Consider the following 20,741-nt stretch of genomic DNA (forward strand, 5'->3'; position numbering starts at 1 on the left):
CACCAGCAGCCCCGCAGTTTAGCGGCGTCTCCCGCCGCGAGATCCGGCTGTCGGTTGGCCGCCTCACAGCCTCACAAATCTTTAAAAGATTGGCCTTCGTCTTGCTCGCTTCACAGAGAGGTTGAAGTAGGTTGGCGGCATCAGCCGCACCTCGTGGCCAGCTTTGTAGCCAGCACGCAGAATGAGGTGAATTGGGCGGCAGCGGTGACGTCACGCCGCCCTTTTCCGGCATGCAGCGTTCCACGCAGGTAACAATCCGCGCCAGTGCGCTCTCCGATGCTGCCTATTCGGCCGCCCGCAACGTGACAGGCCTCAGCGAAGCAAGTTCCCGCGCCTTGGCGAGGCTTGCGGGCAGTTCCCGGCGGTAGCGCCGGCCAATCTCCATCATGAGCACGGTATCGGGCAGGAAATCGAGCTCGGCAAAGATGTCGTCCCAGGCAATGTTCCCCCAACCAAGCGGCATGTGCAGATCCCCCAGCCCCAGCGCGGTCGCTTCCTGCGGGTAGTGGAATTTCGAATGGCCGGTCGGCAGGCCGAAGGAATCGTGCACATGGAGATGGCCTGTGACGGGCGCCATGGCGCGCAACTCCGCTTGGAAGTCGAGCCCGCGGAAGGTGCTCTCGATATAGGCGTGGCTGAAATCGATGAGCGCGACCAGATTGGGATGGTTCACCGCCTTCACCGTCGCCGCCACCTCGGTGGGCGTCTGCCGATATTGGCCGAAATCGGTGGTGAAGATGTTTTCCAGTGCAATCCGAACGCCATAGGGCCTTGCGAATTCGGCGAGCTCGAAGAGAGCGTCCCGTTCGCGCTTCTCCGCCTCGGCGCGGTCGGCGACCTGATCGGCGCGCAGGAAGCCGCTATGTTGCACGATGACGCGCGCATCGACGCGGTCGCAAAGCTCGACCAGAGCCTTGGCGGCGGCGAGCTGGTAGCGCACCGTAACAGGATCCATGAAGTTCGAGGAGACGAGCCCGTGCACCGTGTAACGGAAGGGGTATTTCTTGGTGAGCGCCACGAGCGTCTCGGCGCGCTCTTCGACGATGCGGCCGCCGGCAACGACATCAAGGCTGGTCAGGCCGAGTTCGACCGTATCGACCCCAATCTCGGCCAAATAGCGCAGGTCCGATTCAAAACTTTCCAGTTCTCCGTCCACCGACCCTGCGGTAAAGCCGACACCCGTAATATTGCTCATCTTCTTCTCCTCGATTGAGCTGGGAATTCTTGAATTCACGCATGCGCGTCGATGCGGCGGCCGTCCTCTGCTGAGAAGACGTGCAGGGCATCGTCGTTGAATTCCAGGTGCACCGGAGCGCCGGAAGGGATATCGACATTCTCGGTCTCGACGGCGACGATGCGCGTTCCGCTTGCATCGGCATGGATGAGCCGAGCAGCGCCGAGCTCCTCGATATACTCCACCAGAGCCGGAATTGCCCCCGGCTTTTGCTCGTTCGTCCGGCGCACGGCTTCCGGGCGTACGCCAAGCACGAGTTTGCGCCCTGGCCTGCGCTGGCCGTTGAGGGGCTCGGCGGCAAGCCGGCCGCCGCGGCCATAGACGAAGTGGCCCTGCTCATCGAACATGCCTTCGATGAGGTTCATGGCTGGTGAGCCGATGAAGTCCGCTACGAAGCGGCTGGCCGGACGGTTGTAGACCTCCGACGGCTTTCCGATCTGCTCAACGCGTCCGGCATTCATAATGATGAGCCGGTCCGCGAGCGTCATGGCCTCCGTCTGGTCGTGGGTGACGAAGACCGAGGTGACGCCGAGGTCGCGATGGAGCCTGCGCACCTCTGCCCGCATGGCGACGCGAAGCTTGGCATCGAGATTGGAGAATGGCTCGTCGAACAGGAAAACCTTGGGCTCGCGCACCATTGCGCGCGCCATGGCCACGCGCTGCCGCTGTCCGCCCGAAAGCTGTCCCGGTCGCCGGTCGAGATAATCTTCAAGGCCGACGGACTTCGCCACGGCGCGGACACGCTCGTCGCGCTGCGCCCGCGGCACGCCGGCCACTTTCAGCGAATAGCCGATATTCTGCGCCACCGTCATGTGCGGATAGAGCGCGTAGTTCTGGAACACCATGGCGCAGCCTCGGTCACGCGGCTCCACCTGGTTCACAAGCCGATCGCCGATATGGATCTCGCCTGCGGTGACTTCCTCCAGGCCGGCGATCATGCGCAGAAGCGTGGACTTGCCGCAGCCCGACGGGCCGAGGATGACGATGAACTCTCCAGCCTCGATCTCCACGTTCACACCGTGGATCACCGGCGTTTTGCCGTAGTTCTTCTTGACGGACTTCAGCGTGATAGCAGCCATTTTTCGATCCATTCACTTGTCGCGGGAGATGAGGCCGCGCACGAACCAGCGCTGCGCAAGCGCAACGATGACGAGCGGCGGCAGCATGATGATCAAGGCACCCGCCATGGTGACGTTCCAGTCCGGCGTGCCGTTCTGGGCCGGGATCAGCGCCTTCAACTGCATCACCACCGTGCCGTAGTTCTCACGGTCCGTAGTGACCAGGAGCGGCCATAAATACTGGTTCCAGGACGACACGAACATGATGGTGGCGAGCGCCAGCATGTTGGTCCGGGAAAGCGGGATGAGTACGTCGAAAAAGAAGCGCATCGGCCCGGAGCCGTCCATCTTCGAGGCCTCTACCAGTTCGTCGGGCACGGTCATGAAGAACTGGCGGTAGAGGAAGGTGCCGGTCGCCGTGGCCACCAGCGGCAGGATCAGCCCGGTATAGGAGTTGAGGAGGTTCCAGTTGAGGCTCACTTCCACACCAGTGAGCGCTGAGATGAGGCCCGTCAGGCCCAGCGTATCGAGCAGGGTCTGAAAGGGCGAGAGCGCGTTGGCGGCGATCGAGTAGGTCGGCACGATTCGCACTTCCAGCGGCAGCATCAAGGTGACGAAGATCATCCAGAAACAGACCATCCGCGCCCGATAGTTGAAGAAGACGATCGAGAAGGCGGAAAGGGCGGCAATGGTGATCTTGCCGAAGGTCACGCCCAGCGCCACGATCAGGCTGTTCAGCAGTTTCGGACCCAGATCCGCCCGGTTCCAAGCAGCCTCAATGTTCTCCCAAAGGTGGGCGCTCGGCCAGAGGCTCATCGGCACCCGGGCGATCTCGGAAAGCGACTGCGAAGCGGCCACCAGGACGACCCAGAAGGGGGTGACGACGATGAGAAAGCCGATCACCATCATCGCATAGCTGATCGCGTTGAAGAGGGGGGAGCGCTCGATCATCGTCTTCTCCTACGCGTAGTGGATCCGCCGCTCGATCCATTTGAACTGGACGAAAGTGAGCGCCATCACGAGCAGCATGAGCACGATGCTCTGAGCGGCGGCCCCCGAATAATCGAGGCCCCTGAACCCGTCGAAATAGATCTTGTAGACCATCACCTCCGTGCTTCCGACAGGACCGCCCTCAGTCATCACGTCGATCAGCCCGAAGCTGTCGGTGAAGCTCGAGATGATGTTCATGATCAGAAGGAAGAAGGTGGTGGGAGCTATCAGCGGCAGCTGCAGGTCGATCATGCGTCGCGCCGGGCCGGCGCCGTCCATGGCGCCTGCCTCGAACATCGAGCGCGGGATCATCTGCAGGGCGGCGAGGAAGAAGATGAAATTGTAGCCGATGCCGAGCCAGGCATGGCAGACGATGACCATCAGCAGGGCATGAGCGCCGTTGGTCGCCGGATTCCAGATGCCGGGCCACATTCCGTTGAGCGTTCCGACAAGGCCGGCCTCGGGCGAGAAGATGAACCGGAAGGCCACGCCCGCCGCCGGCGCCGCAATTGCGTAGGGCCAGATATACACGTCTTGGAATATCTTAGTGCCACGCAAAGACCGGTCGACAAAGAGCGCGAGGACGAGCGCCAGGGTCATGGAAATGCCGGTCGCCGCGAGCGCGTAGAGGCCGCTGCGCATAACCGTGTTCCAGTACCTGGCGTCGCCAAATACCTGGCGAAAATTATCGAAACCCACCCAGACATTGCCTCCGCCCCAGGCCTGTTCCAGCGTGAAGGCCCAATAGAGCGCCTGCGAGGCCGGCCAGTAGAAGAAGACGAAGATCAAGATGAGCTGTGGCGCGATCAGCAGCCAGGGCAAGAGCCGGTTCCGGTAGTATGCGCGTCGTTCCATAGGGCTGCGGTCCCGAACGTTCGATGATGAGCGAGGGGCATGGGCGGGAATGCAGCCATACCCCATCTTCGCTAGTTCAGCTGAGCGCCCTGATAGGTCTTCTCAAAACGGCGCAGCACCGCGTTGCTGCGTTCGGCAGCGCCGTCCAATGCCTCCTGCACAGGCACGTTCTGGAACAGCACCTGCTGGATCGTGTCCCCCATCTCCTTGCGGATGGCGGTGAAGTTGCCGAGACGGATGCCGCGCGTATATTCCGTCGGCGGTGTGTAGGTCAGGCTCTCGATCGCTAGCTCGCGGCCCTTGTAAGGAGCCTTGTCATAGAAGCCCTTGGCCTTCATCGCCTGGAAGCCGGTATTGGTGACCGGAATGTAACCGGTGACGGTGGACCACCATTCCACCTGGTCCGGCTGGGCGATGAAGTTGTAGAAGGCGGCCGCGCCCTTGTATTCCTCGTCCGATTTGCCCTTGAGCGTCCAGAGCGACGCGCCGCCCACCAGCGAGTTCTTCCGCTCGGTGCCGGCCCAGATGGGCAGCATCGCCACTTCCCAGTTCATGCCTTCGACCGCCTGCTTGGCGAAGGTGCCGTGGTCGGCGATCGAGCTGCTCACGATCTGGCACTTGGCGTTGACGAAGGCAGCGTTCGACGTCTCGCCCGTCGCCTTGCTCTTGTGGACCAACAGGCCTTCGTCATGCAGCTTCTTCAGCCAGGTGAGCTGGTCGACGAATTTTGTCTTGTTGAACACCACCTCGGCATCGAGGCCCTCATAGCCGTTGCCCTTGGTCGCGATCGGCTGGTTATGGATGGCGGAGAATTGCTCGAACCACTGCCAGACACCGGTGGGATCGAAAGCGATCGGGCAGTCATAGCCGGCGCCCTTCATGGCGCGCGCGACCTGTTCCACTTCTTCCCAGGTCTCCGGCAGGCCTTCGAAGCCGACCTTCTTCAGCGCGTCCGTGTTGTAATAGATCATCGCCGTCGAAGAGTTGAAGGGGAAGGAGAGCAGCTCTCCCTGGCTGGTCGAATAGTAGCTGGCGATGCCGGAGAAGTAATTGCTCCAGTCGATCTGGTGCCCATTCTTCTCCATCAGCTCGCGCGCCGGCACATAGGCACCCGAAAGCATCAGGTCCAGCGTCCCGCCGTCATAGATCTGGGCAATGGCCGGCTGCTTGTTGGCGCGGAAAGCGGCGATCGTGTTCTGGAGGGTCGCCTCATAGGTGTCATGGCCGACGCAGACGATCTCGTACTCGTTCTGGGAGTCGTTGAAGCGCTTGCACATCTCCTGGACCCGTTCGCCGAGATCGCCGCTCAGGCCGTACCAGAATTCGAACTTGGTGGAGGCCGCAAAGGCCGGTGATGCGGTGAGCGCCGAAACGCTTGCTGCTAGGGCCGCAGCGAGCAGCCTGGTAAATGTCATCTGCCGTTCTCCCGTGTGGACGTGAACGCCTTCCCTTCGAGGCAGGCACCCACTAGCGGGCGAAGATGACGTTTGCTTCACGTCCAGATGAAGCTCGGATGACATTTGTGGATGAGGCACGCTGCCAGCCGCGCGAAGCGCAGCGGGTGCCGCAGCACCAGCCGCGCTGATCGCACTACTCTGCGGCTTCTCTCATCGGGATCAGCCGCCGTTCCACCTGCTGGAGATGCAGGCGCATCGCCGTCGCGGCGCCGGAAAGGTCGCGCTCGGCAATTGCCTGCACGATGCGCTCGTGGTCCTCAAAGCTGTGATGGTCATCCGGCGGCCGCGCGCCTTCCGAGCGCAGGCGGCCCCACACAACTGTCCGGCGTACGGCATTGAGCACGTCGAAGAGACCAAGCAGCACGCTGTTTCGGCTTGCCTGCGCAATCTGCCGGTGCAGGAGGTTGTCGAAATTCTCGTATTGGCGCCAGGTCTCCGCCGCGCGCGTCTGTGCCATCGACTGCCGCATGGTGGCGATATCATCGAGCGTGGCGTGCAGCGCCGCCTCCCGCGCGATCTCCGGCTCGATGATGAGCCGCGCCCGCATCACGTCGGCGGGGCTGGTGCGGCCGGCAATCTCGGAAATGCCGATCGTCTCCTCGACGGGGCCGCTGCCCACGAACGTGCCTTTGCCGACATGGCGCCAAATGCGCCCGTCCTTCTCCAGCACCGCGAGCGCCTTGCGCAGGTCACCGCGCGAGACACCCAGGCCCTCGCACAGCTCGCGTTCTGGCGGCAGCCGCGTTTCGCCCGACAGGTCCATCTGCGCCAAATACGCCTGTAGCTGCACCAAGGCAGCGTGGCCGCCGCTTCCCAACCTGTCCATTGGTTTAACCAATCGCCACGTGATTTTCCTCATCTGCCTCTAGACGCAACCAGCCGCTTCGTCAATCTCACCACGGTTTTCGCCCTGCGAGGCACTTGCTTCAGATTTGCCGCTTGACCAATGCTGTTCGGAAGCCTAACCATTTTGAAGATTGGTTATAGGGAGGAGATACCATGACCATGATGTTCAAACGTGCCGTACTTGCTGGCGCTATTGCTGCCGTGGTGGGAAGCGTTTCTGCCGAGGCGGAAGCGGGGGATATGAGGATCGCCTTCGGCGACCTTCCGGGCATCGAGTCGATCCAGACGCTCGCCGCCATCGAGCGCGCCAAGGAGCGCGGCGTCAATGTCGAGCTAATCGTGCTCAATGATGAGGATCTCGCTGCGCAGGCCATCGTCGGCGGCCAGGCCGATGTCGGCATCGGCGCGCCCTACACACTCATCCAGAAGGTCGGGGTGCCGATCCGCATCTTTGCCCAGATTTCCACGCTGCGCTTCTTCCCCGTCGTCAACAGCGAGTTCTACAAGGACTGGAAGGATCTCGACGGCCAGGAGGTGGCCGTGCAGGCGCGCGGCTCCGGCACGGAGGCCGTCATGGTCATGATGGCCGAAAAGCACGGGATAAAGCTCGGCAATATCAGCTATGTCCCGGGTTCCGAGGTCCGCCGCAACGCGCTTCTGCAGGGCACGCTCAAGGCCTCGATCGTCGACGCCGCCAATCGCCGCGCGCTGGAAGCCGAGGCGCCTGGAAAGTTCATCGTCCTTCCGGTCGAGGACCTCGGCGCTTCGGACGAAGCTGTCTTTGCCACCGTCGAGTATCTGGAGAACAACGCGGCCGATGTCGACATGTTGGTGGAGGAACTGCTTAAGACCGGTCGCGAAATCACCGAGAATCCGGCCGCCGCGGTCGAGCTGCGCAATAAATACAAGCTCCTGCCTGACCTCGGCGCCGAAGCCGACAAGGAAATCGAGGAATATTACAAAGAGACCGCGGAGGCAGGAGCGCTGGCGCTCAATGGCGGCGGAGCGGAAGCGGCGGCCGACGATTTCGCGTTCTTCAGCCTCTCCGGACAGCTGGAGGGCGACCCAGCCTCCCTGAAAGTCGAGGACTTCTGGCATCTGGCGGCGCTCGACCGGGCGCTCGCCAAGCTCGGCAAGAAATAGGCGCGCGGCTGATGGCGACCAACATCAGACTTGAGGGGGAGGCAGGGGGGCTCGCTTTGCCTCTACGGCGCGATGCGGTGGGGTGGCAGGACCGCCCCATTCTTCTCCGCCTCATCTCCATCGCCCTTTTCGCCGCCATCTGGGAGATCGCAGGGCTCATTCCGGTGAGCTTTGCCTTCCCAACCTTCTCCGACACGCTTGTCGCCTTTTTCGGCCTGCTCGCCGACGGCAGCCTGCCCTCTGCTTATCTTTCGACGCTGCAGCCGCTCGTCGTCGGTGTCGTGCTCTCTGCCTTCCTGGGCGTCGGCATCGGCACGATCTGCGGCCTCTCGCGCACGGGAGAATGGCTGATCGTCCCGGTCTTCATCGTCCTCCAGTCGGCGCCTGTCGCGGCCTTCATTCCGCTCGTCACCTTCGTCTACGGCATCGGCATGACGGCAAAGGTGCTCGCGGTCATGATCCTGGCGCTGCCGGTCATCGTGCTCAACACCTACAAGGCCGTGCGCAACGTCAACGGATCGCTTCTGTCAATGTGCCGCTCCTTCCTGGGCACGCGCTGGCAGAGCATTTCCAAGATCATCCTTCCGGATGCGAGCCCAGTCATCTTCGCCGGCCTGCGCCTCGGCGTGGCGGCCGGCTTTGTGGGCGTCGTGCTCGCCGAGCTTCTGATCACGCCGACCGGCATCGGCGACGTCATCACCTTCCACCGCTCCCGCGCCGACTACGCCGAGATGTACGCAACCATCGCTTCAATCATCGCGCTTTCCACCCTCACTCTCGTCTTCCTGCAGTGGGTGGAGGTGCGCGTCTTCAGGCCCGAGAAGAGGGGACGCTGACATGGGCGCCACAGCACTGCGAAACAAACCCGCGCCCGTCTCAGCACCGAACGACGCGATCGTCGAGGTGAGGGGCATTTGCAAGACCTACGGCAATGTGGAAGCACTGCGGGGCGTGGACCTCGACTTCCCGCGCGGCAAGCTCACCTCGCTGCTCGGCCCCAGCGGCTGCGGCAAGACCACGCTCCTGAAGATCATCGCAGGGCTGATCGAGGCCGATGCGGGCACCGTCACCATTGACGGAAAGCCTGTGAAAGGGCCCGGTCCCGAGCGCGCCTTTGTCTTCCAGGATTTCGCGCTGATGCCCTGGGCGACCGTTCTGCGCAACGTGGCCTTCGGCCTGGAGCTGCGGAGAAGGGCAAGGGCGGAGCGCGAGGAAATCGCCCGGCGCTATATCGCCCAGGTCGGCCTCGCCGGCTTCGAGGACAAATACCCGCACGAACTTTCGGGCGGCATGCGCCAGCGCGTCGGGCTCGCCCGCGCGCTCTCGGTCGATGCCGAGGTGCTTCTGCTCGACGAACCCTTTTCGGCCGTCGACGAGCAGAACCGGCGGAAGTTCCAGGAGGACTTGATCCGCCTGCGCACGCAGGAAAACAAGACCTTCATCTTCGTCACCCATTCCATCGAGGAGGCGGTCTACATCTCCGACCGGATCGTGCTGCTTTCGCCGCGGCCTGGCCGTGTCTCACGCATTATCGAGCCGGAGATCGACCGCTCGGGCGACCCCGACCGTATCCATCGCGACAAGCACTATCTCGATACGGTCGAGGAGATCTGGCAGGGGCTCAAGCAATATGTGGAGTGACCGGCCATGACCATCTTAGGTTATCGCATCCCCATGATGGCATCGCTCGTCGTGTGGTGCCTCGTCTGGGAGGTTCTGGGCAGGACGGGGCTCATCTTCATTCTCCCGCCCTTTTCGGACGTGCTCGCAGCCGCCGTCCAACTGGTGCAGACAGCCTCATGGCAGAGCGCCACGGTCACCACGCTGCGCGCCTTTGCGATCGGGATGGTGCTCGCAATCCTCTGCGGCGTGCCTCTTGGCATCCTCATGGGCCGGGTGAAGCTTGCCGACGATCTCCTGGGCATGTGGGTGAACATCTTCTCCAGCGCGCCCCTTTCGGCCCTGGTGCCCGTGCTCATGATCCTCTTCGGCTTCGGCGAGAAGACCATAATCGCAGCGGTCTTCCTCTTCGCGATCTGGATCATCGTGCTGGACACGCGCGCAGGCGTGCGCCACATTTCGCCCTCGCTTATGGAGATGGCGCGCTCCTACGGCGCCTCGCAGCCGGCGCTCTACGGCAAGATCATCCTGTGGGCGGCACTTCCAGAGATCCTCGCCGGCATTCGCCTCGGCCTCATCCGCGGCGTCAAGGGCGTTGTGATCGGCCAGCTCCTCGTGGCAATCGTCGGCTACGGCGCGCTCTTCGAAACCTTCTCGCGCAACTTCCGCATGGCCGAATTCTGGGCCCTCACCATCATCCTTTTCGCCTTCGCTATGCTCATGGCCGAGCTGATCGAGCGGGTGGAAGCCAAAGTCGAATATTACGCAGGAGCAAGACAATGAACATCGCGGCCCCGGCCTATGTCATCGAGCCCACCGCCATCCCGACGCTGCCCGTGGCCGGGTCGGACAAGCTGTTTCCCGTGCGTCGGGTCTATTGTGTGGGCCGCAACTACGCGGCGCATGCGGTGGAGATGGGGCATGACCCGAACAAGGAGCCGCCCTTCTTCTTCCAGAAGAACCCGGACAACCTCGTCACCGACGGCAACTTCCCTTACCCGCCGGCCTCGAATGACGTCCACCACGAGATCGAGATGGTGGTCGCGCTGAAGAGTGGCGGCAAGGATATTCCGGTCGAACGGGCGCTCGACTGCGTCTATGGCTATGGCGTGGCGCTCGACATGACGCGGCGCGACCTGCAGGGCGTCGCCAAGGACATGGGTCGTCCATGGGAGGTCGGTAAGGCTTTCGAAGCCTCCGCCCCATGCTCCGCGCTCGTGCCCGCCGAAAGGATCGGCCACCCCAAAGACGGCGCCATCTGGCTCGACGTCAATGGCGAGCGGAAGCAGACCGGCGACCTCAACCAGATGATCTGGAAGGTGCCGGAGATGATCAGCTACCTTTCCGGCCTCTTCACGCTGAAGCCGGGCGACATCATCCTGTCCGGTACGCCCTCCGGTGTTGGCGCAGTGAAGCGCGGGGACGTGCTCAGGGGGCACGTGGACGGCGTGGGCGATATCGAGGTGCGGGTTGTCTGACAGGGGATGGGTGACCGCTGGGGCTGACGAAGCCTCGGCAATTGCCTCGGGCCTCGGCCGCGGGCACCGGGTCGCTATCGTTCTGCCCAACGCGCCGGAGATGGCGACCGCTTTTCCCTCCGTCGCCGCTGCCGCCACACCCCCTAAACTCAGCCTATCGGACCCTGCCGGCCGCTTCTGCCGCTCAACCATGCCGATCTTGCCGATTCGGCACGGCACGTTCGGCATCACCTAGAACTCACCGACGCCTCGTATCATACCGCCCTTCCACATCCATGGCTTGGTAGTGGCGGACGCTCCCCCTTAGAGCCTACGGCAGCGCCTAACACACGCCCGGCTTCAACGCGCTGCGCGCTCAAAAGAGCGGACCTGTCGCGTATGTCTGCGTATCATGTGTAAGTGTTGCCGGCGATTCGGTCCGGCCCGGCATTTCTGAACCCGGGCGGGGCGCGATATCCTGGCCGGGCGCAGCGGCCGAGCGCCGGTGCCTCCATGTTGTGCGTACCGGCCGCGGTTTTCCGGCAGAGATCCCACCCCAGCCTCTCGCTGGGGGCGTCGCGTTAACTATTCGTTAACCATACCACGCCTAGACCCGGGAAAGGGAAAATTAACGAAAATGACCGAAGCGTTAACCGAGACTCGACCGATCCGCCTCAAAGGTCGCTCCTTCCTCACGCTGGTGCTCACGCCGGAGCTGCCTCTGGACGGGTGGCTGCAGCGGCTCGATGATCTGGCGGCGCGCTCGGCTGGTTTTTTCCTGCGGCGGCCAGTGGTGCTCGATATTGACGGTCTCGATATCGACCGGCCGACATTGAAGGAACTGCTCGGCGCACTCGACAAGCGCAGCGTGCGAATCATGGGCATCGAGGGCGCGCGGGCGTCGCTACTGGGATTTGATATGCCGCCCGCCATGGCTGGCGGGCGACCCGCCCCTGATTTCGAGGCTCCGGACGCGGAAAGCGCGGCCGAAGCGCAGGCCGGCAAGGGCGCTGCTGCCGCGTCCGCCCATCATCCGGATCCGCAGGTGGCGAGGGCCATTCCTTCCATCATCGTCAACCAGCCCGTGCGCTCCGGACAGTCCGTCTCCTTCCCGGAGGGCGACGTGACCATCATCGGCTCGGTCGCATCGGGCGCGGAGGTTGTCGCCGGCGGCTCCATTCATGTCTACGGCGCGCTGCGCGGGCGGGCGATGGCGGGCTCCATGGGCAATTCGTCGGCGCGTATCTTCTGCCGCAAGTTGGAAGCGGAGCTGCTTGCGATCGACGGCTACTACAAGACTGCCGAGGACATGGAGCCTCAACTTCGCGGCCGGGCTGTCCAGCTCTGGCTCGAAGGCGATGCGATCAGGGCTGAAACACTCATTTGAGCCGGCGGGCGGCCATAGATAGGAGAGGGAAATGGGAAAAGTAATCGTGGTCACATCGGGCAAGGGCGGCGTCGGCAAGACGACCTCGTCGGCCGCGCTCGGTGCCGCGCTGGCCTTGCGGGGCGACAAGGTGGTCGTGGTGGATTTCGACGTGGGGCTGCGCAATCTCGATCTCGTCATGGGTGCCGAGCGTCGGGTCGTCTATGACCTCGTCAATGTCATACAGGGCGATGCCAAGCTGTCGCAGGCGCTGATCCGCGACAAGCGCGTCGAAACGCTCTACCTGCTGCCCGCCTCGCAGACCCGGGACAAGGACAATCTGACGGAGGAAGGGGTCGAACGGGTGATCGGCGCCTTGAGGAAGGCCTTTGACTGGGTCATCTGCGATAGCCCGGCCGGCATCGAGCGGGGCGCGACCCTGGCCATGCGTCACGCCGATGTGGCTGTGGTCGTGACCAACCCGGAAGTCTCCTCAGTGCGGGACTCCGACCGAATCATCGGCCTGCTCGATGCCAAGACCGCCAAGGCAGAGCGGGGCGAGCGAGTCGAAAAGCACCTGCTCCTCACCCGCTACGATCCCAACCGGGCAGAGCGCGGCGACATGCTGAAGGTGGACGATGTGCTGGAGATCCTGTCCATCCCGCTGCTCGGCATCATACCAGAGAGCATGGACGTCCTGCGCGCCTCCAATGTCGGCGCGCCGGTTACCCTGGCCGACAGCCGCAGCGCGCCGGCTGTTGCCTATCTGGACGCCGTCCGCCGCCTTACCGGCGAGACCGTGCCGATCACCATACCCGGTGAAAAGCGCAGCCTGCTCGGCAAGATATTCGGACGGAGGGCGGCATGAAGATATTCCGCATCTTTGCAAAGCAGGCTTCAGCCCCGGTGGCGCGTGAGCGCCTGCAGGTGCTTCTGGCCCACGAACGGGCGTCGGTGGGCAATTCCGACCTGGTGACGCTCCTGCGCGAGGAGATCCTGGCCGTCATTGCCAAGCATGTGCAGATCGACCGCGACAAGGTCAATGTGAAGATGGAGCGGGGCGCGAAGGTCTCGACCCTAGCGGTCGATCTGGAGATCCCGCTCGACACCGGTGCAAAGGCAGCTTGAGAAAGGCCGCCCGCGAAGCGGCGGCTCCTGCCGCCGCCTTCCGTAAAGGAGATGTCATGACCCGCGTCGCTCTTCTCGAACGGCTCAAGCAACTCCAACAGATGCCGAAATTCCAAAAGCGCGACATCACCACCGTCAGCGCGCTCCTATCCAACGAAGCCTTGGCCAGGCACGGCAGCTCTGCGAGGAGGCCGCGGGCGCGCAGGACCGGCCCGGCCCGCGAAGCAACTGATCAGGCATGCGGCCGACGGTGGCTGGGCAAGCGGTCTACGTACCTATCCATCCGCCCGCGGCGGTCCAGCATCCGCACCTCGCGCATGCTCGCCCTCTCAACCCCCGCGGCCGTCCGGTGGCATCGATTTTTTTAGCGAGATCGTCGGCTGCGTAAGGGAAGCTGTTAACCTTCATTTTCTATTGCCGGAAGGGCACTCAGGCTACTCTCGAGCTTCCGGCAAACCATGCGTTTTTCACGTACAAACCTTTCGGCGGCCGGCCCGCAGGACAGTCGTCGGACAGAACGATTCCACCACCCCGGACCTGGTGTTGAAGATGGCCCGCGCCCTGCTCGTCCGGCAAGTGAGCACCGCTCCGCTCCCTCTCGGTCCCTTCAGCAAAGCGGCGCGGCCCAGCAGGCGGTGAGCGGCATCGCGGCCCAGCCGGGGACGGCCAAGCGTGCCCTGCGGGATGCGGTGACCCGCAGCAAGCAGGCTAAAAGTGTTGCGCCGGCGCAGCCTCATCCCGCCAATCTTGAGAACGAAAAGGACGCGGACGGTAAGCCGCTGCAGAACTACTTCTTCCTTGCCCCCAATGTGCGCTTCACCCGCACGCCCGACACTTTCATCAAGAAGCAGCGCTCGTCGTCCGATCCTAACGGGGAGGGGCAGGGCGAGCCGTTGGACGCGGGTGGGAGACCTCCCGCAGCCGGGATTACGCAGAATGCCGCACCGCCTCCAGTTCAATCGCGCCATGCTCCTGCGCCTGCTCCGCAGTCCCGCGTACTCCCGCCGCCGGAAGCCGCTTCCCCGACCGATTCCGAGCGACCGGCGCGCCCCGGTGAGCGGAATGCACCATGGTCTCACCTCTCGGACCACGCCTTCTTTGAGGCCATGCCAGTCGGGCTGATGGACACCTTGGCGACAGTAAACGCTCCGGACGCCTCTGCGAGGCCGGTGAACCCGCCGGTGGCGGCGACTGCCGTTGCAGGCCCTCTCGGGCCTACAGACGAGATCACGGCGCATTTCCGCGTCATCGAGTGCCGCCCCGTGGTGCCGACCTCGAGAGCGGAGCCCAAGGCCGCCTCTCCTGCTCCCGGGCCCGCCCCTGCGCCGGAGGCGGGGGTCAACCTACCTGAAGAGGCGGCAATAACAGCGGAGCTGCAGCCCCCGCCCGTGACACGCCGCCCCGCGCATCGGACCAGGCCTTTCCGGCCTGTTGCAGAGCAGATCCCTGCGGAAGGGGCCTACGAATTTCCCCCGGAGGCCCTTTTGCAGGAGCCGCCCCAGGGCCGGGGTGTCTACATGTCGCAGGAGCAGCTGGAGCAGAATGCCGGGCTGCTGGAAAGCGTGCTGGAGGATTTCGGCGTGCGCGGCGAGATCATCCATGTGCGGCCTGGCCCCGTGGTCACGCTCTATGAGTTCGAGCCGGCGCCTGGCGTAAAATCCTCCCGCGTCATCAACCTCGCTGACGACATCGCCCGCTCCATGTCGGCGATCTCGGCCCGCGTCGCGGTCATCCCAGGTCGCAACGTCATCGGCATCGAGTTGCCCAATGCGGAGCGCGAGACGGTCTATCTGCGCGAGCTGATCGAATCGAGCGATTTCCGCCGCTCTGGCTGGAAACTGGCGCTCTGTCTGGGCAAGACGATCGGCGGCGAGCCGGTGATCGCCGAGCTGGCCAAGATGCCGCATCTGCTGGTCGCGGGCACCACCGGCTCCGGTAAATCCGTTGCCATCAACACCATGATCCTGTCGCTGCTCTATCGGCTGGCCCCGGAGGAGTGCCGGCTGATCATGGTCGATCCCAAGATGCTGGAGCTCTCCGTCTATGACGGCATCCCGCATCTTCTCACGCCGGTCGTCACCGACCCGAAAAAGGCAGTGACAGCGCTCAAATGGGCGGTGCGCGAGATGGAGGATCGCTATCGCAAGATGGCGCGGCTCGGCGTGCGCAACATCGACGGCTACAACCAGCGCGCTGCCGCCGCACGCGATAAGGGCGAGCCGGTGCTTATCTCTCTCCAGACCGGCTTCGACAGGTCAACGGGCGAGCCGATTTACGAAGAGCAGGAAATGGACCTCGCGCCCATGCCTTACATCGTCGTAATCGTCGACGAGATGGCCGACCTGATGATGGTCGCCGGCAAGGAGATCGAGGGCGCGATCCAGCGGCTCGCGCAGATGGCGCGCGCCGCCGGCATCCACCTCATCATGGCCACCCAGCGCCCCTCGGTCGATGTCATCACGGGCACGATCAAGGCCAATTTCCCGACCCGCATCTCCTTCCAGGTCACATCGAAGATCGACAGCCGCACGATTCTCGGCGAGCAGGGCGCGGAGCAGCTGCTCGGCCAGGGCGACATGCTGCACATGGCCGGCGGCGGCCGCATCTCCCGCGTGCACGGCCCCTTTGTCTCGGACGCGGAGGTGGAGCAGGTGGTGGCGCATCTGAAGGCGCAGGGCCGCCCCGAATATCTCGACACCGTCACCGCGGACGAGGAGGAAGAGGAGCCGGAACAGGAAGGGGCCGTTTTCGATAAGGGCGCAATCGCCTCCGAGGACGGGGACGACCTCTACGACCAGGCGATCAAGGTCGTGCTGCGCGACAAGCGCTGCTCCACCTCCTACATCCAGCGTCGCCTCGGCATTGGCTACAACCGCGCGGCTTCGCTGATCGAGCGGATGGAGCAGGAAGGCCTTGTCGGCCCGCCCAACCACGTCGGCAAGCGCGAGATCCTCCTCGGCAACCGCGACCGCGCCGGCCCGCAGGAGGACGAGTGAGCCCCTGGCCTGTGGAGACGCGCCGCGGCAAACATCTGTCAGTGAAGACAGTACCATCGCGCATGATGTGCGGTAGGCTATGCGCTGCCGTCTATCGCGCTACCGCTCGAGTGTCAGCAGGTGGCTTCGCCCGGCCTTTAACCGCGGCATGATCGTGACACCGCTTGACCGGTGACCGGCGCTTTTTAAGCCCGGAGGGTCTCCCATACCAAGTGGCCGCCGCCAATGTCGCGAGCTTCCTGCCGGGGCGGCACGTAGCCCAGCGGATGGATGGGACTAGGCAGGTCTTCCGCCTTTTCCACGAAGGCGCGGCGGGGCCGCGAGGGGTCGGCCACGGGCACCGCTTGCATCAGCTTGCGGGTGTAGGGGTGCTGCGGGTTTTCGAAGATCTGCGCGCGCGTGCCCATCTCCACGAAGCGGCCCATATACATCACCGCCACTCGGTGGCTGATCTGCTCAACCACGGCCATGTCGTGCGAGATGAAGAGATAGGAGATGCCGGTTTCGTCCTGGATGTCCTGCAGGAGGTCGAGCACCTGCGCCTGAATTGAGACGTCCAGCGCGGCCACGGATTCATCGGCCACGATCAGCTTGGGCGAGAGCGAGAGCGCCCGGGCGATGCAGATGCGCTGGCGCTGGCCGCCGGAGAATTCGTGCGGGTAGCGGCGCATCTGCTCCGGCGACAGGCCGACGCGGCGGAAGAGATAAGCCACCCTGTCGGTGAGCTCGCTGCCCTTGGCAAGGCCATGGATGACCAGCGGCTCGGCGACGAGGTCGCCGACGCGCATGCGCGGGTCGAGCGAGGCGTAGGGGTCCTGGAAGATCATCTGCACGTCGCGCAGGATGGGCCGCATAGCCGTCGGGCGGAGTCCCTTGGTCGAGCGGCCGGCGACGCGGATGTTGCCCTGCCAAGGGATGAGGTTGAGCAGTGCCTTGCCGGTGGTGGATTTTCCGCAGCCCGATTCCCCAACAAGCGACAGCGTCTCGCCGCGCCGGATGGTGAAGTAGATACCTTCCACCGCGTGCACGCGCCGCACCGCCCGCTGCAGGATTCCGCCCTTGATGTCGAAGCGTACCGTTAGGTTCTCCACCTCGACGAGCGGCCCATCCTCCTGCCGCGCCGGGCATGCCTCGGCCGGCCGCGCCAGCACCCGCTTGGGCTGAAGCGTTCCCTTCATCTCGCCGAGGCGGGGAACGGCGGCGAGCAGGCGCCGCGTGTATTCCTCGCGCGGGGCGGAGAAGATCACATCCACCGGGCTGCGCTCTACCATACGCCCGTGCTGCATGACGAGCACATCATCGGCCATCTCGGCCACCACGCCCATGTCGTGCGTGATCAAGATGACGGAGATGCCGCGGTCGGCCTGCAGCTTGCGGATGAGCGCCAGGATCTGCGCCTGCACGGTGACGTCAAGAGCGGTGGTGGGCTCGTCGGCGATCAGGATTTCCGGGTTCTGCGCCAGCGCCATGGCGATCACAACGCGCTGGCGCATGCCGCCGGAAAGCTCGTGAGGGTACTGCGAAAGCCGCCGCTCGGGCTCTGGGATCTGCACCTGATCGAGGAGTTCCAGCGCCCGGCGCCGGGTCTCCTTTTCCGAACCTGCGCCGTGGGCGATGATGGCATCGCCCAGTTGCCGGCCAATCGAGAGAACCGGGTTGAGCGAAGTCATCGGCTCCTGGAAGATCATGCCGATATGGCGTCCACGCACCCGCCGCATCTCGGCTTCGGGCAGGGCGAGGATGTCACGGCCGGCAAGGCGCGCGGTACCGGCGGTCACACGCGCCGTTGGCTTCGGCAGGAGTTGCATGAGCGAGAGCGCGGTCATGGACTTGCCCGATCCGCTCTCGCCCGCGATGCACAGCGTCTTGCCGCGCGCCAAGCGGAAGGAAAGACCATCCACCACCGTCTGCGCGCCGGCAGGTGTGGCGACCTGAACGGTCAGGCCATCCACCTCCAGAAGGCTGGGCGGGGTCTGCTCCGTCATGCGGCGCGTTTTCTCCGCAGGCGGCGGTTCACGAGAAGACCACCCGCGGGAAGTAGTACGAGACCACCCAGTTCGGCTGGTCGACGATCTCGCTGATGCGCAGGTCCGCGCAGACAGAGCAGAGCATGTATGCGTCTTCGGGCGAAAGCCCGCGTGTGGCGCAGAGAAGGTCGATCATGCCGCAAACAGCGGCCCTGGTCGCTTCCATGAGGTCGGAGCCGATGCCGGTCGTCACCTCGTAGCCGTCGCTATCCAGATGCCGCGTCACCGGCCCCGGCGTGGTGAAGCGCGGCATGGCGAGGTTCGCGTCCTTGACGAGGTCAAGCCGCACCACGACGTCCATGGCGCTCTCGATCGCCGTGCCGCAAACTTCGCCATCGCCCTGCGCGGCGTGGGTGTCGCCGATGGAGAAGAGCGCGCCTTCCACTTCGACCGGCAGATAGAGCGTTGTGCCGGCGGCAAGGTCGCGGATGTCGAGATTGCCGCCCACACGGCGCGGGGGCACGACGGAGTGCAGCCCCGGCTCGGCCGGCGCTAGGCCGATCGTGCCAGCGAATGGTTTTAGCGGCACCTTACCATGCTTACCGAAAAGGGCAGGGGCGAGGGTATCCGCATCATAGGTCCAGAGCGCCAGCGCCGGTTCCTTGAACTGGTCGGCTAGAAGCCCGAAGCCCGGGATGTTCGCCGTCCAGCCAAAGCCGCAGGGCTTGAAGGAAAGGATCTCCACCTTCAGCGCGTCGCCGGGCTTGGCCCCATCCACATGGATGGGGCCGCTCACCGGATTGACCTTGGTGAAGTCCAGCGTGGAGACGTCGGCCACCATGCTTTCGCGCGAAAAATGGCCGTTGCCCGAATCGAGGCATTTGAACTCCAGCGTTGATCCAGGCGCCACGTGCTCGGCCGGCGGGATCGAATTGTCCCACCCGAAATGGTGCTGGCGTCCGTGGATCGTATAGTCGCAGTTACTGCACATCTTTCGCATACACCTCGTCATAGTGGACGGGAATGTGCACCGGATCGACGAACAGCTTGTCGTCGCCACCAATGCGCTCGGAACGGATGGTGAAGCGCTCCTCGTTGAAGATCGGCGCCCAGGGAGCATCCTCCATGACCTTCAGGTAGATGTCGCTCCATTTGGCGATGCGCTCCTCCGCCCTTGCGGGGTCGACGATCGAGTCGGCCTCGGCCGCCGCCGCATCCAGTTCCTTGTTGCAGTACCAGGCCCAGTTCCAGCCGCCGGGCACGGCGCCGCCGCAGCCGAGGATCGGACCGTAGAAGTTGGACGGGTCGGGGAAGTCGGCAATCCAGGCCATGCCGCCCGACCATATCATCGGCGCCTGGCCTTCTTCGCCGCCGGCTGCGATCACATTGGCCTGCGCCAGCGACTTGATGGAGACGTTGATGCCGATCTCTTTCAAATCCTGCTGGATCGCCTGGGCGATGCGCGGCTGCGGATCCGTGTTCATGACGTAAAGCTCGGTCTCAAAACCGTCAGCGAGGCCGGCCTCGGCCAGGAGTGCCTTGGCGCCCTCAGGATCGTAGGCGTAGCCTTTGTAATCCTTCGCATAGCCGGGCATGGAGGGCGGCAGAGGCTGGTTCGCCGCCACGGCGCGGCCGTTGATGATGCGCAGGATACGATCCTTGTTGATGGCCATGTTCACGGCCTTGCGCACTTCGACCTCATCGAAGGGCGGCATCTTCACGTTCATGGTCACATAGCCGGTATGCAGCTGGCCGCCCTGGATGATGATATCCTTGAACTTGGGATCGTTCGTCACCTCGACGAATTTCGCCGGCGGGATGCCATCTCCAGGCACGTCGACCTCGCCGTTCTGCAGGCGCAGAAGCGCCACCACCGGCTCCTGGCCCACTTCAAAGACGATCTGGTCGAGCTTCGGCAGGCCCTTGTTCCAGTAGTCTTCGAAGCGTTCGAACACCAGGCGCTGGCCGAGCGTCCACTCGCCAAGCTTGAAGGCGCCGGTGCCGACCGGGTTCTTGCCGAAATCGGCGCCGTGCTTCTCTACCTCTTCCTTCGGCACCACATGGGCGAAGTTCAGCGCCAGCACGTGCAGGAAGGTGGCGTCTGGCCGCGAGAGGTCGAAGCGGATCGTATGGGGATCTTCGACGGTGATGCCGGAGAGCCCTTCGGCCGCGCCGGACGAAGCCTCCTCAAAGCCTTTGATCGAGCCGAAGAAGCCGGCGCCGGGGCTCTGGGTATTAGGGTTTACCGTGCGCTCGATGGAGTATTTCACGTCTTCGGCCGTCATCTCGCGGCCATTGTGGAATTTTACCCCCTGGCGCAGCTTGAAGGTGAAGACGGTGCCGTCCTCAGAGATCTCGTAGGATTCGGCAAGTTCCGGGCGCAGCTCCGTGGTGCCGGGCTGATAGTCCATCAGCCCGTCGAACAACGACTTGATCATCGACCAGTTCTGCCAGTCATAGCCGATGGCAGGATCCAGGGTGGAGACGTCGTCCTTGTAGGTGACGGTCATGGAGCCGCCCTGCTTGATCTCCTGTGCAAAGGAGGGAGCGGCGGCGGGGAAGGCGGAGAGGGTGATGGCGGCGACGCCCGCCAAAAGAAGCTTTCTCATCTCAAGTGTTCCTTT

18 protein-coding genes are annotated in these 20,741 nt (G+C 63.9%); 9 read left to right on the plus strand and 9 right to left on the minus strand.

Going from position 1 to position 20,741, the window contains the following annotated elements:
• Positions 1-283 precede the first annotated feature (283 nt).
• From RIN79_RS12455 to RIN79_RS12480, 6 genes are all read right to left on the minus strand, one after another.
• The gene (locus RIN79_RS12455) at positions 284-1,195 is read right to left on the minus strand and encodes a TIM barrel protein (RefSeq protein ID WP_309084983.1); all 912 of its coding nucleotides are present in this window, start codon (positions 1,193-1,195) and stop codon (positions 284-286) included.
• Positions 1,196-1,230: 35 nt separating this feature from the next.
• Positions 1,231-2,313 carry a sn-glycerol-3-phosphate ABC transporter ATP-binding protein UgpC gene (locus tag RIN79_RS12460; RefSeq protein ID WP_309084984.1) on the minus strand — a complete coding sequence of 361 codons (1,083 nt, stop codon included), beginning with the start codon at positions 2,311-2,313 and terminating at the stop codon, positions 1,231-1,233.
• Between the two features lie 12 nt (positions 2,314-2,325).
• Positions 2,326-3,243 carry an ABC transporter permease subunit gene (locus tag RIN79_RS12465; protein ID WP_309084985.1) on the minus strand — a complete coding sequence of 306 codons (918 nt, stop codon included), beginning with the start codon at positions 3,241-3,243 and terminating at the stop codon, positions 2,326-2,328.
• Between the two features lie 9 nt (positions 3,244-3,252).
• Positions 3,253-4,137 carry an ABC transporter permease subunit gene (locus RIN79_RS12470; RefSeq protein ID WP_309084986.1) on the minus strand — a complete coding sequence of 295 codons (885 nt, stop codon included), beginning with the start codon at positions 4,135-4,137 and terminating at the stop codon, positions 3,253-3,255.
• 71 nt (positions 4,138-4,208) lie between these two features.
• Complete coding sequence (locus RIN79_RS12475) at positions 4,209-5,552, minus strand: extracellular solute-binding protein (RefSeq protein WP_309084987.1); 1,344 nt, start codon at positions 5,550-5,552, stop codon at positions 4,209-4,211.
• Between the two features lie 175 nt (positions 5,553-5,727).
• A complete protein-coding gene (locus RIN79_RS12480; protein WP_309084988.1) occupies positions 5,728-6,420 on the minus strand; it encodes an FCD domain-containing protein in 693 nt (230 codons plus the stop codon).
• A gap of 173 nt (positions 6,421-6,593) precedes the next feature.
• On the opposite strand from RIN79_RS12480, the gene RIN79_RS12485 reads away from it, so the two are divergent.
• From RIN79_RS12485 to RIN79_RS12525, 9 genes are all read left to right on the plus strand, one after another.
• Positions 6,594-7,583 (plus strand): ABC transporter substrate-binding protein, encoded by a 990-nt coding sequence (locus RIN79_RS12485; protein ID WP_309084989.1) that lies wholly within the window; start codon positions 6,594-6,596, stop codon positions 7,581-7,583.
• Positions 7,584-7,594: 11 nt separating this feature from the next.
• Positions 7,595-8,419, plus strand: a complete 825-nt coding sequence (locus tag RIN79_RS12490) for an ABC transporter permease (protein WP_309084990.1) — start codon at positions 7,595-7,597, stop codon at positions 8,417-8,419.
• Position 8,420: 1 nt separating this feature from the next.
• Positions 8,421-9,224 carry an ABC transporter ATP-binding protein gene (locus tag RIN79_RS12495; protein ID WP_309084991.1) on the plus strand — a complete coding sequence of 268 codons (804 nt, stop codon included), beginning with the start codon at positions 8,421-8,423 and terminating at the stop codon, positions 9,222-9,224.
• Between the two features lie 6 nt (positions 9,225-9,230).
• On the plus strand, positions 9,231-9,986 hold the full coding sequence (locus RIN79_RS12500) for an ABC transporter permease subunit (RefSeq protein WP_309084992.1): 756 nt from the start codon (positions 9,231-9,233) through the stop codon (positions 9,984-9,986).
• Positions 9,983-10,681, plus strand: a complete 699-nt coding sequence (locus tag RIN79_RS12505; protein ID WP_309084993.1) for a fumarylacetoacetate hydrolase family protein — start codon at positions 9,983-9,985, stop codon at positions 10,679-10,681. Before RIN79_RS12500 ends, RIN79_RS12505 begins: the two co-directional genes overlap by 4 nt.
• A gap of 616 nt (positions 10,682-11,297) precedes the next feature.
• Positions 11,298-12,047, plus strand: coding sequence for a septum site-determining protein MinC (gene minC / locus RIN79_RS12510; protein WP_309084994.1), 750 nt, complete (start codon positions 11,298-11,300; stop codon positions 12,045-12,047).
• Positions 12,048-12,078: 31 nt separating this feature from the next.
• Positions 12,079-12,894 (plus strand): septum site-determining protein MinD, encoded by an 816-nt coding sequence (gene minD / locus RIN79_RS12515; protein ID WP_309084995.1) that lies wholly within the window; start codon positions 12,079-12,081, stop codon positions 12,892-12,894.
• Positions 12,891-13,154, plus strand: coding sequence for a cell division topological specificity factor MinE (gene minE, locus RIN79_RS12520; RefSeq protein WP_309084996.1), 264 nt, complete (start codon positions 12,891-12,893; stop codon positions 13,152-13,154). The genes minD and minE overlap by 4 nt, the downstream gene beginning before the upstream one ends.
• Positions 13,155-13,612: 458 nt before the next feature.
• Entirely contained in the window at positions 13,613-16,150 is a 2,538-nt protein-coding gene (locus RIN79_RS12525) for a DNA translocase FtsK (protein WP_309084997.1), read from the plus strand.
• A 185-nt stretch (positions 16,151-16,335) separates the two neighbouring features.
• Here RIN79_RS12525 and RIN79_RS12530 read toward each other — a convergent pair whose 3' ends face one another.
• The 3 genes from RIN79_RS12530 to RIN79_RS12540 are packed head-to-tail and all read right to left on the minus strand — an operon-like array spanning position 16,336 to position 20,726.
• Complete coding sequence (locus RIN79_RS12530; protein WP_309084998.1) at positions 16,336-18,135, minus strand: ABC transporter ATP-binding protein; 1,800 nt, start codon at positions 18,133-18,135, stop codon at positions 16,336-16,338.
• A 28-nt stretch (positions 18,136-18,163) separates the two neighbouring features.
• Positions 18,164-19,108, minus strand: a complete 945-nt coding sequence (locus RIN79_RS12535; RefSeq protein WP_309084999.1) for an acetamidase/formamidase family protein — start codon at positions 19,106-19,108, stop codon at positions 18,164-18,166.
• Positions 19,098-20,726: an ABC transporter substrate-binding protein gene (locus RIN79_RS12540; RefSeq protein ID WP_309085000.1), complete on the minus strand. Its 1,629-nt coding sequence runs from the start codon at positions 20,724-20,726 to the stop codon at positions 19,098-19,100. The genes RIN79_RS12535 and RIN79_RS12540 overlap by 11 nt, the downstream gene beginning before the upstream one ends.
• Positions 20,727-20,741: the final 15 nt, after the last annotated feature.

The sequence above is a fragment of the Chelativorans sp. genome (assembly GCF_031180965.1).
Classification (GTDB): Bacteria; Pseudomonadota; Alphaproteobacteria; order Rhizobiales; family Rhizobiaceae; genus Chelativorans.

Coding starts and splice junctions, on each gene's coding strand:
- RIN79_RS12465 (WP_309084985.1), bottom strand. CDS start 3,243: ATGATCGAGCGCTCCCCCCTCTTCAACGCGATCAGCTATGCGATGATG.
- minE (WP_309084996.1), top strand. CDS start 12,891: ATGAAGATATTCCGCATCTTTGCAAAGCAGGCTTCAGCCCCGGTGGCG.
- RIN79_RS12480 (WP_309084988.1), bottom strand. CDS start 6,420: ATGGACAGGTTGGGAAGCGGCGGCCACGCTGCCTTGGTGCAGCTACAG.
- RIN79_RS12495 (WP_309084991.1), top strand. CDS start 8,421: ATGGGCGCCACAGCACTGCGAAACAAACCCGCGCCCGTCTCAGCACCG.
- RIN79_RS12535 (WP_309084999.1), bottom strand. CDS start 19,108: ATGTGCAGTAACTGCGACTATACGATCCACGGACGCCAGCACCATTTC.
- RIN79_RS12530 (WP_309084998.1), bottom strand. CDS start 18,135: ATGACGGAGCAGACCCCGCCCAGCCTTCTGGAGGTGGATGGCCTGACC.
- RIN79_RS12455 (WP_309084983.1), bottom strand. CDS start 1,195: ATGAGCAATATTACGGGTGTCGGCTTTACCGCAGGGTCGGTGGACGGA.
- RIN79_RS12500 (WP_309084992.1), top strand. CDS start 9,231: ATGACCATCTTAGGTTATCGCATCCCCATGATGGCATCGCTCGTCGTG.
- minC (WP_309084994.1), top strand. CDS start 11,298: ATGACCGAAGCGTTAACCGAGACTCGACCGATCCGCCTCAAAGGTCGC.
- RIN79_RS12525 (WP_309084997.1), top strand. CDS start 13,613: ATGCGTTTTTCACGTACAAACCTTTCGGCGGCCGGCCCGCAGGACAGT.
- RIN79_RS12485 (WP_309084989.1), top strand. CDS start 6,594: ATGACCATGATGTTCAAACGTGCCGTACTTGCTGGCGCTATTGCTGCC.
- RIN79_RS12505 (WP_309084993.1), top strand. CDS start 9,983: ATGAACATCGCGGCCCCGGCCTATGTCATCGAGCCCACCGCCATCCCG.
- RIN79_RS12475 (WP_309084987.1), bottom strand. CDS start 5,552: ATGACATTTACCAGGCTGCTCGCTGCGGCCCTAGCAGCAAGCGTTTCG.
- minD (WP_309084995.1), top strand. CDS start 12,079: ATGGGAAAAGTAATCGTGGTCACATCGGGCAAGGGCGGCGTCGGCAAG.
- RIN79_RS12540 (WP_309085000.1), bottom strand. CDS start 20,726: ATGAGAAAGCTTCTTTTGGCGGGCGTCGCCGCCATCACCCTCTCCGCC.
- RIN79_RS12470 (WP_309084986.1), bottom strand. CDS start 4,137: ATGGAACGACGCGCATACTACCGGAACCGGCTCTTGCCCTGGCTGCTG.
- RIN79_RS12490 (WP_309084990.1), top strand. CDS start 7,595: ATGGCGACCAACATCAGACTTGAGGGGGAGGCAGGGGGGCTCGCTTTG.
- RIN79_RS12460 (WP_309084984.1), bottom strand. CDS start 2,313: ATGGCTGCTATCACGCTGAAGTCCGTCAAGAAGAACTACGGCAAAACG.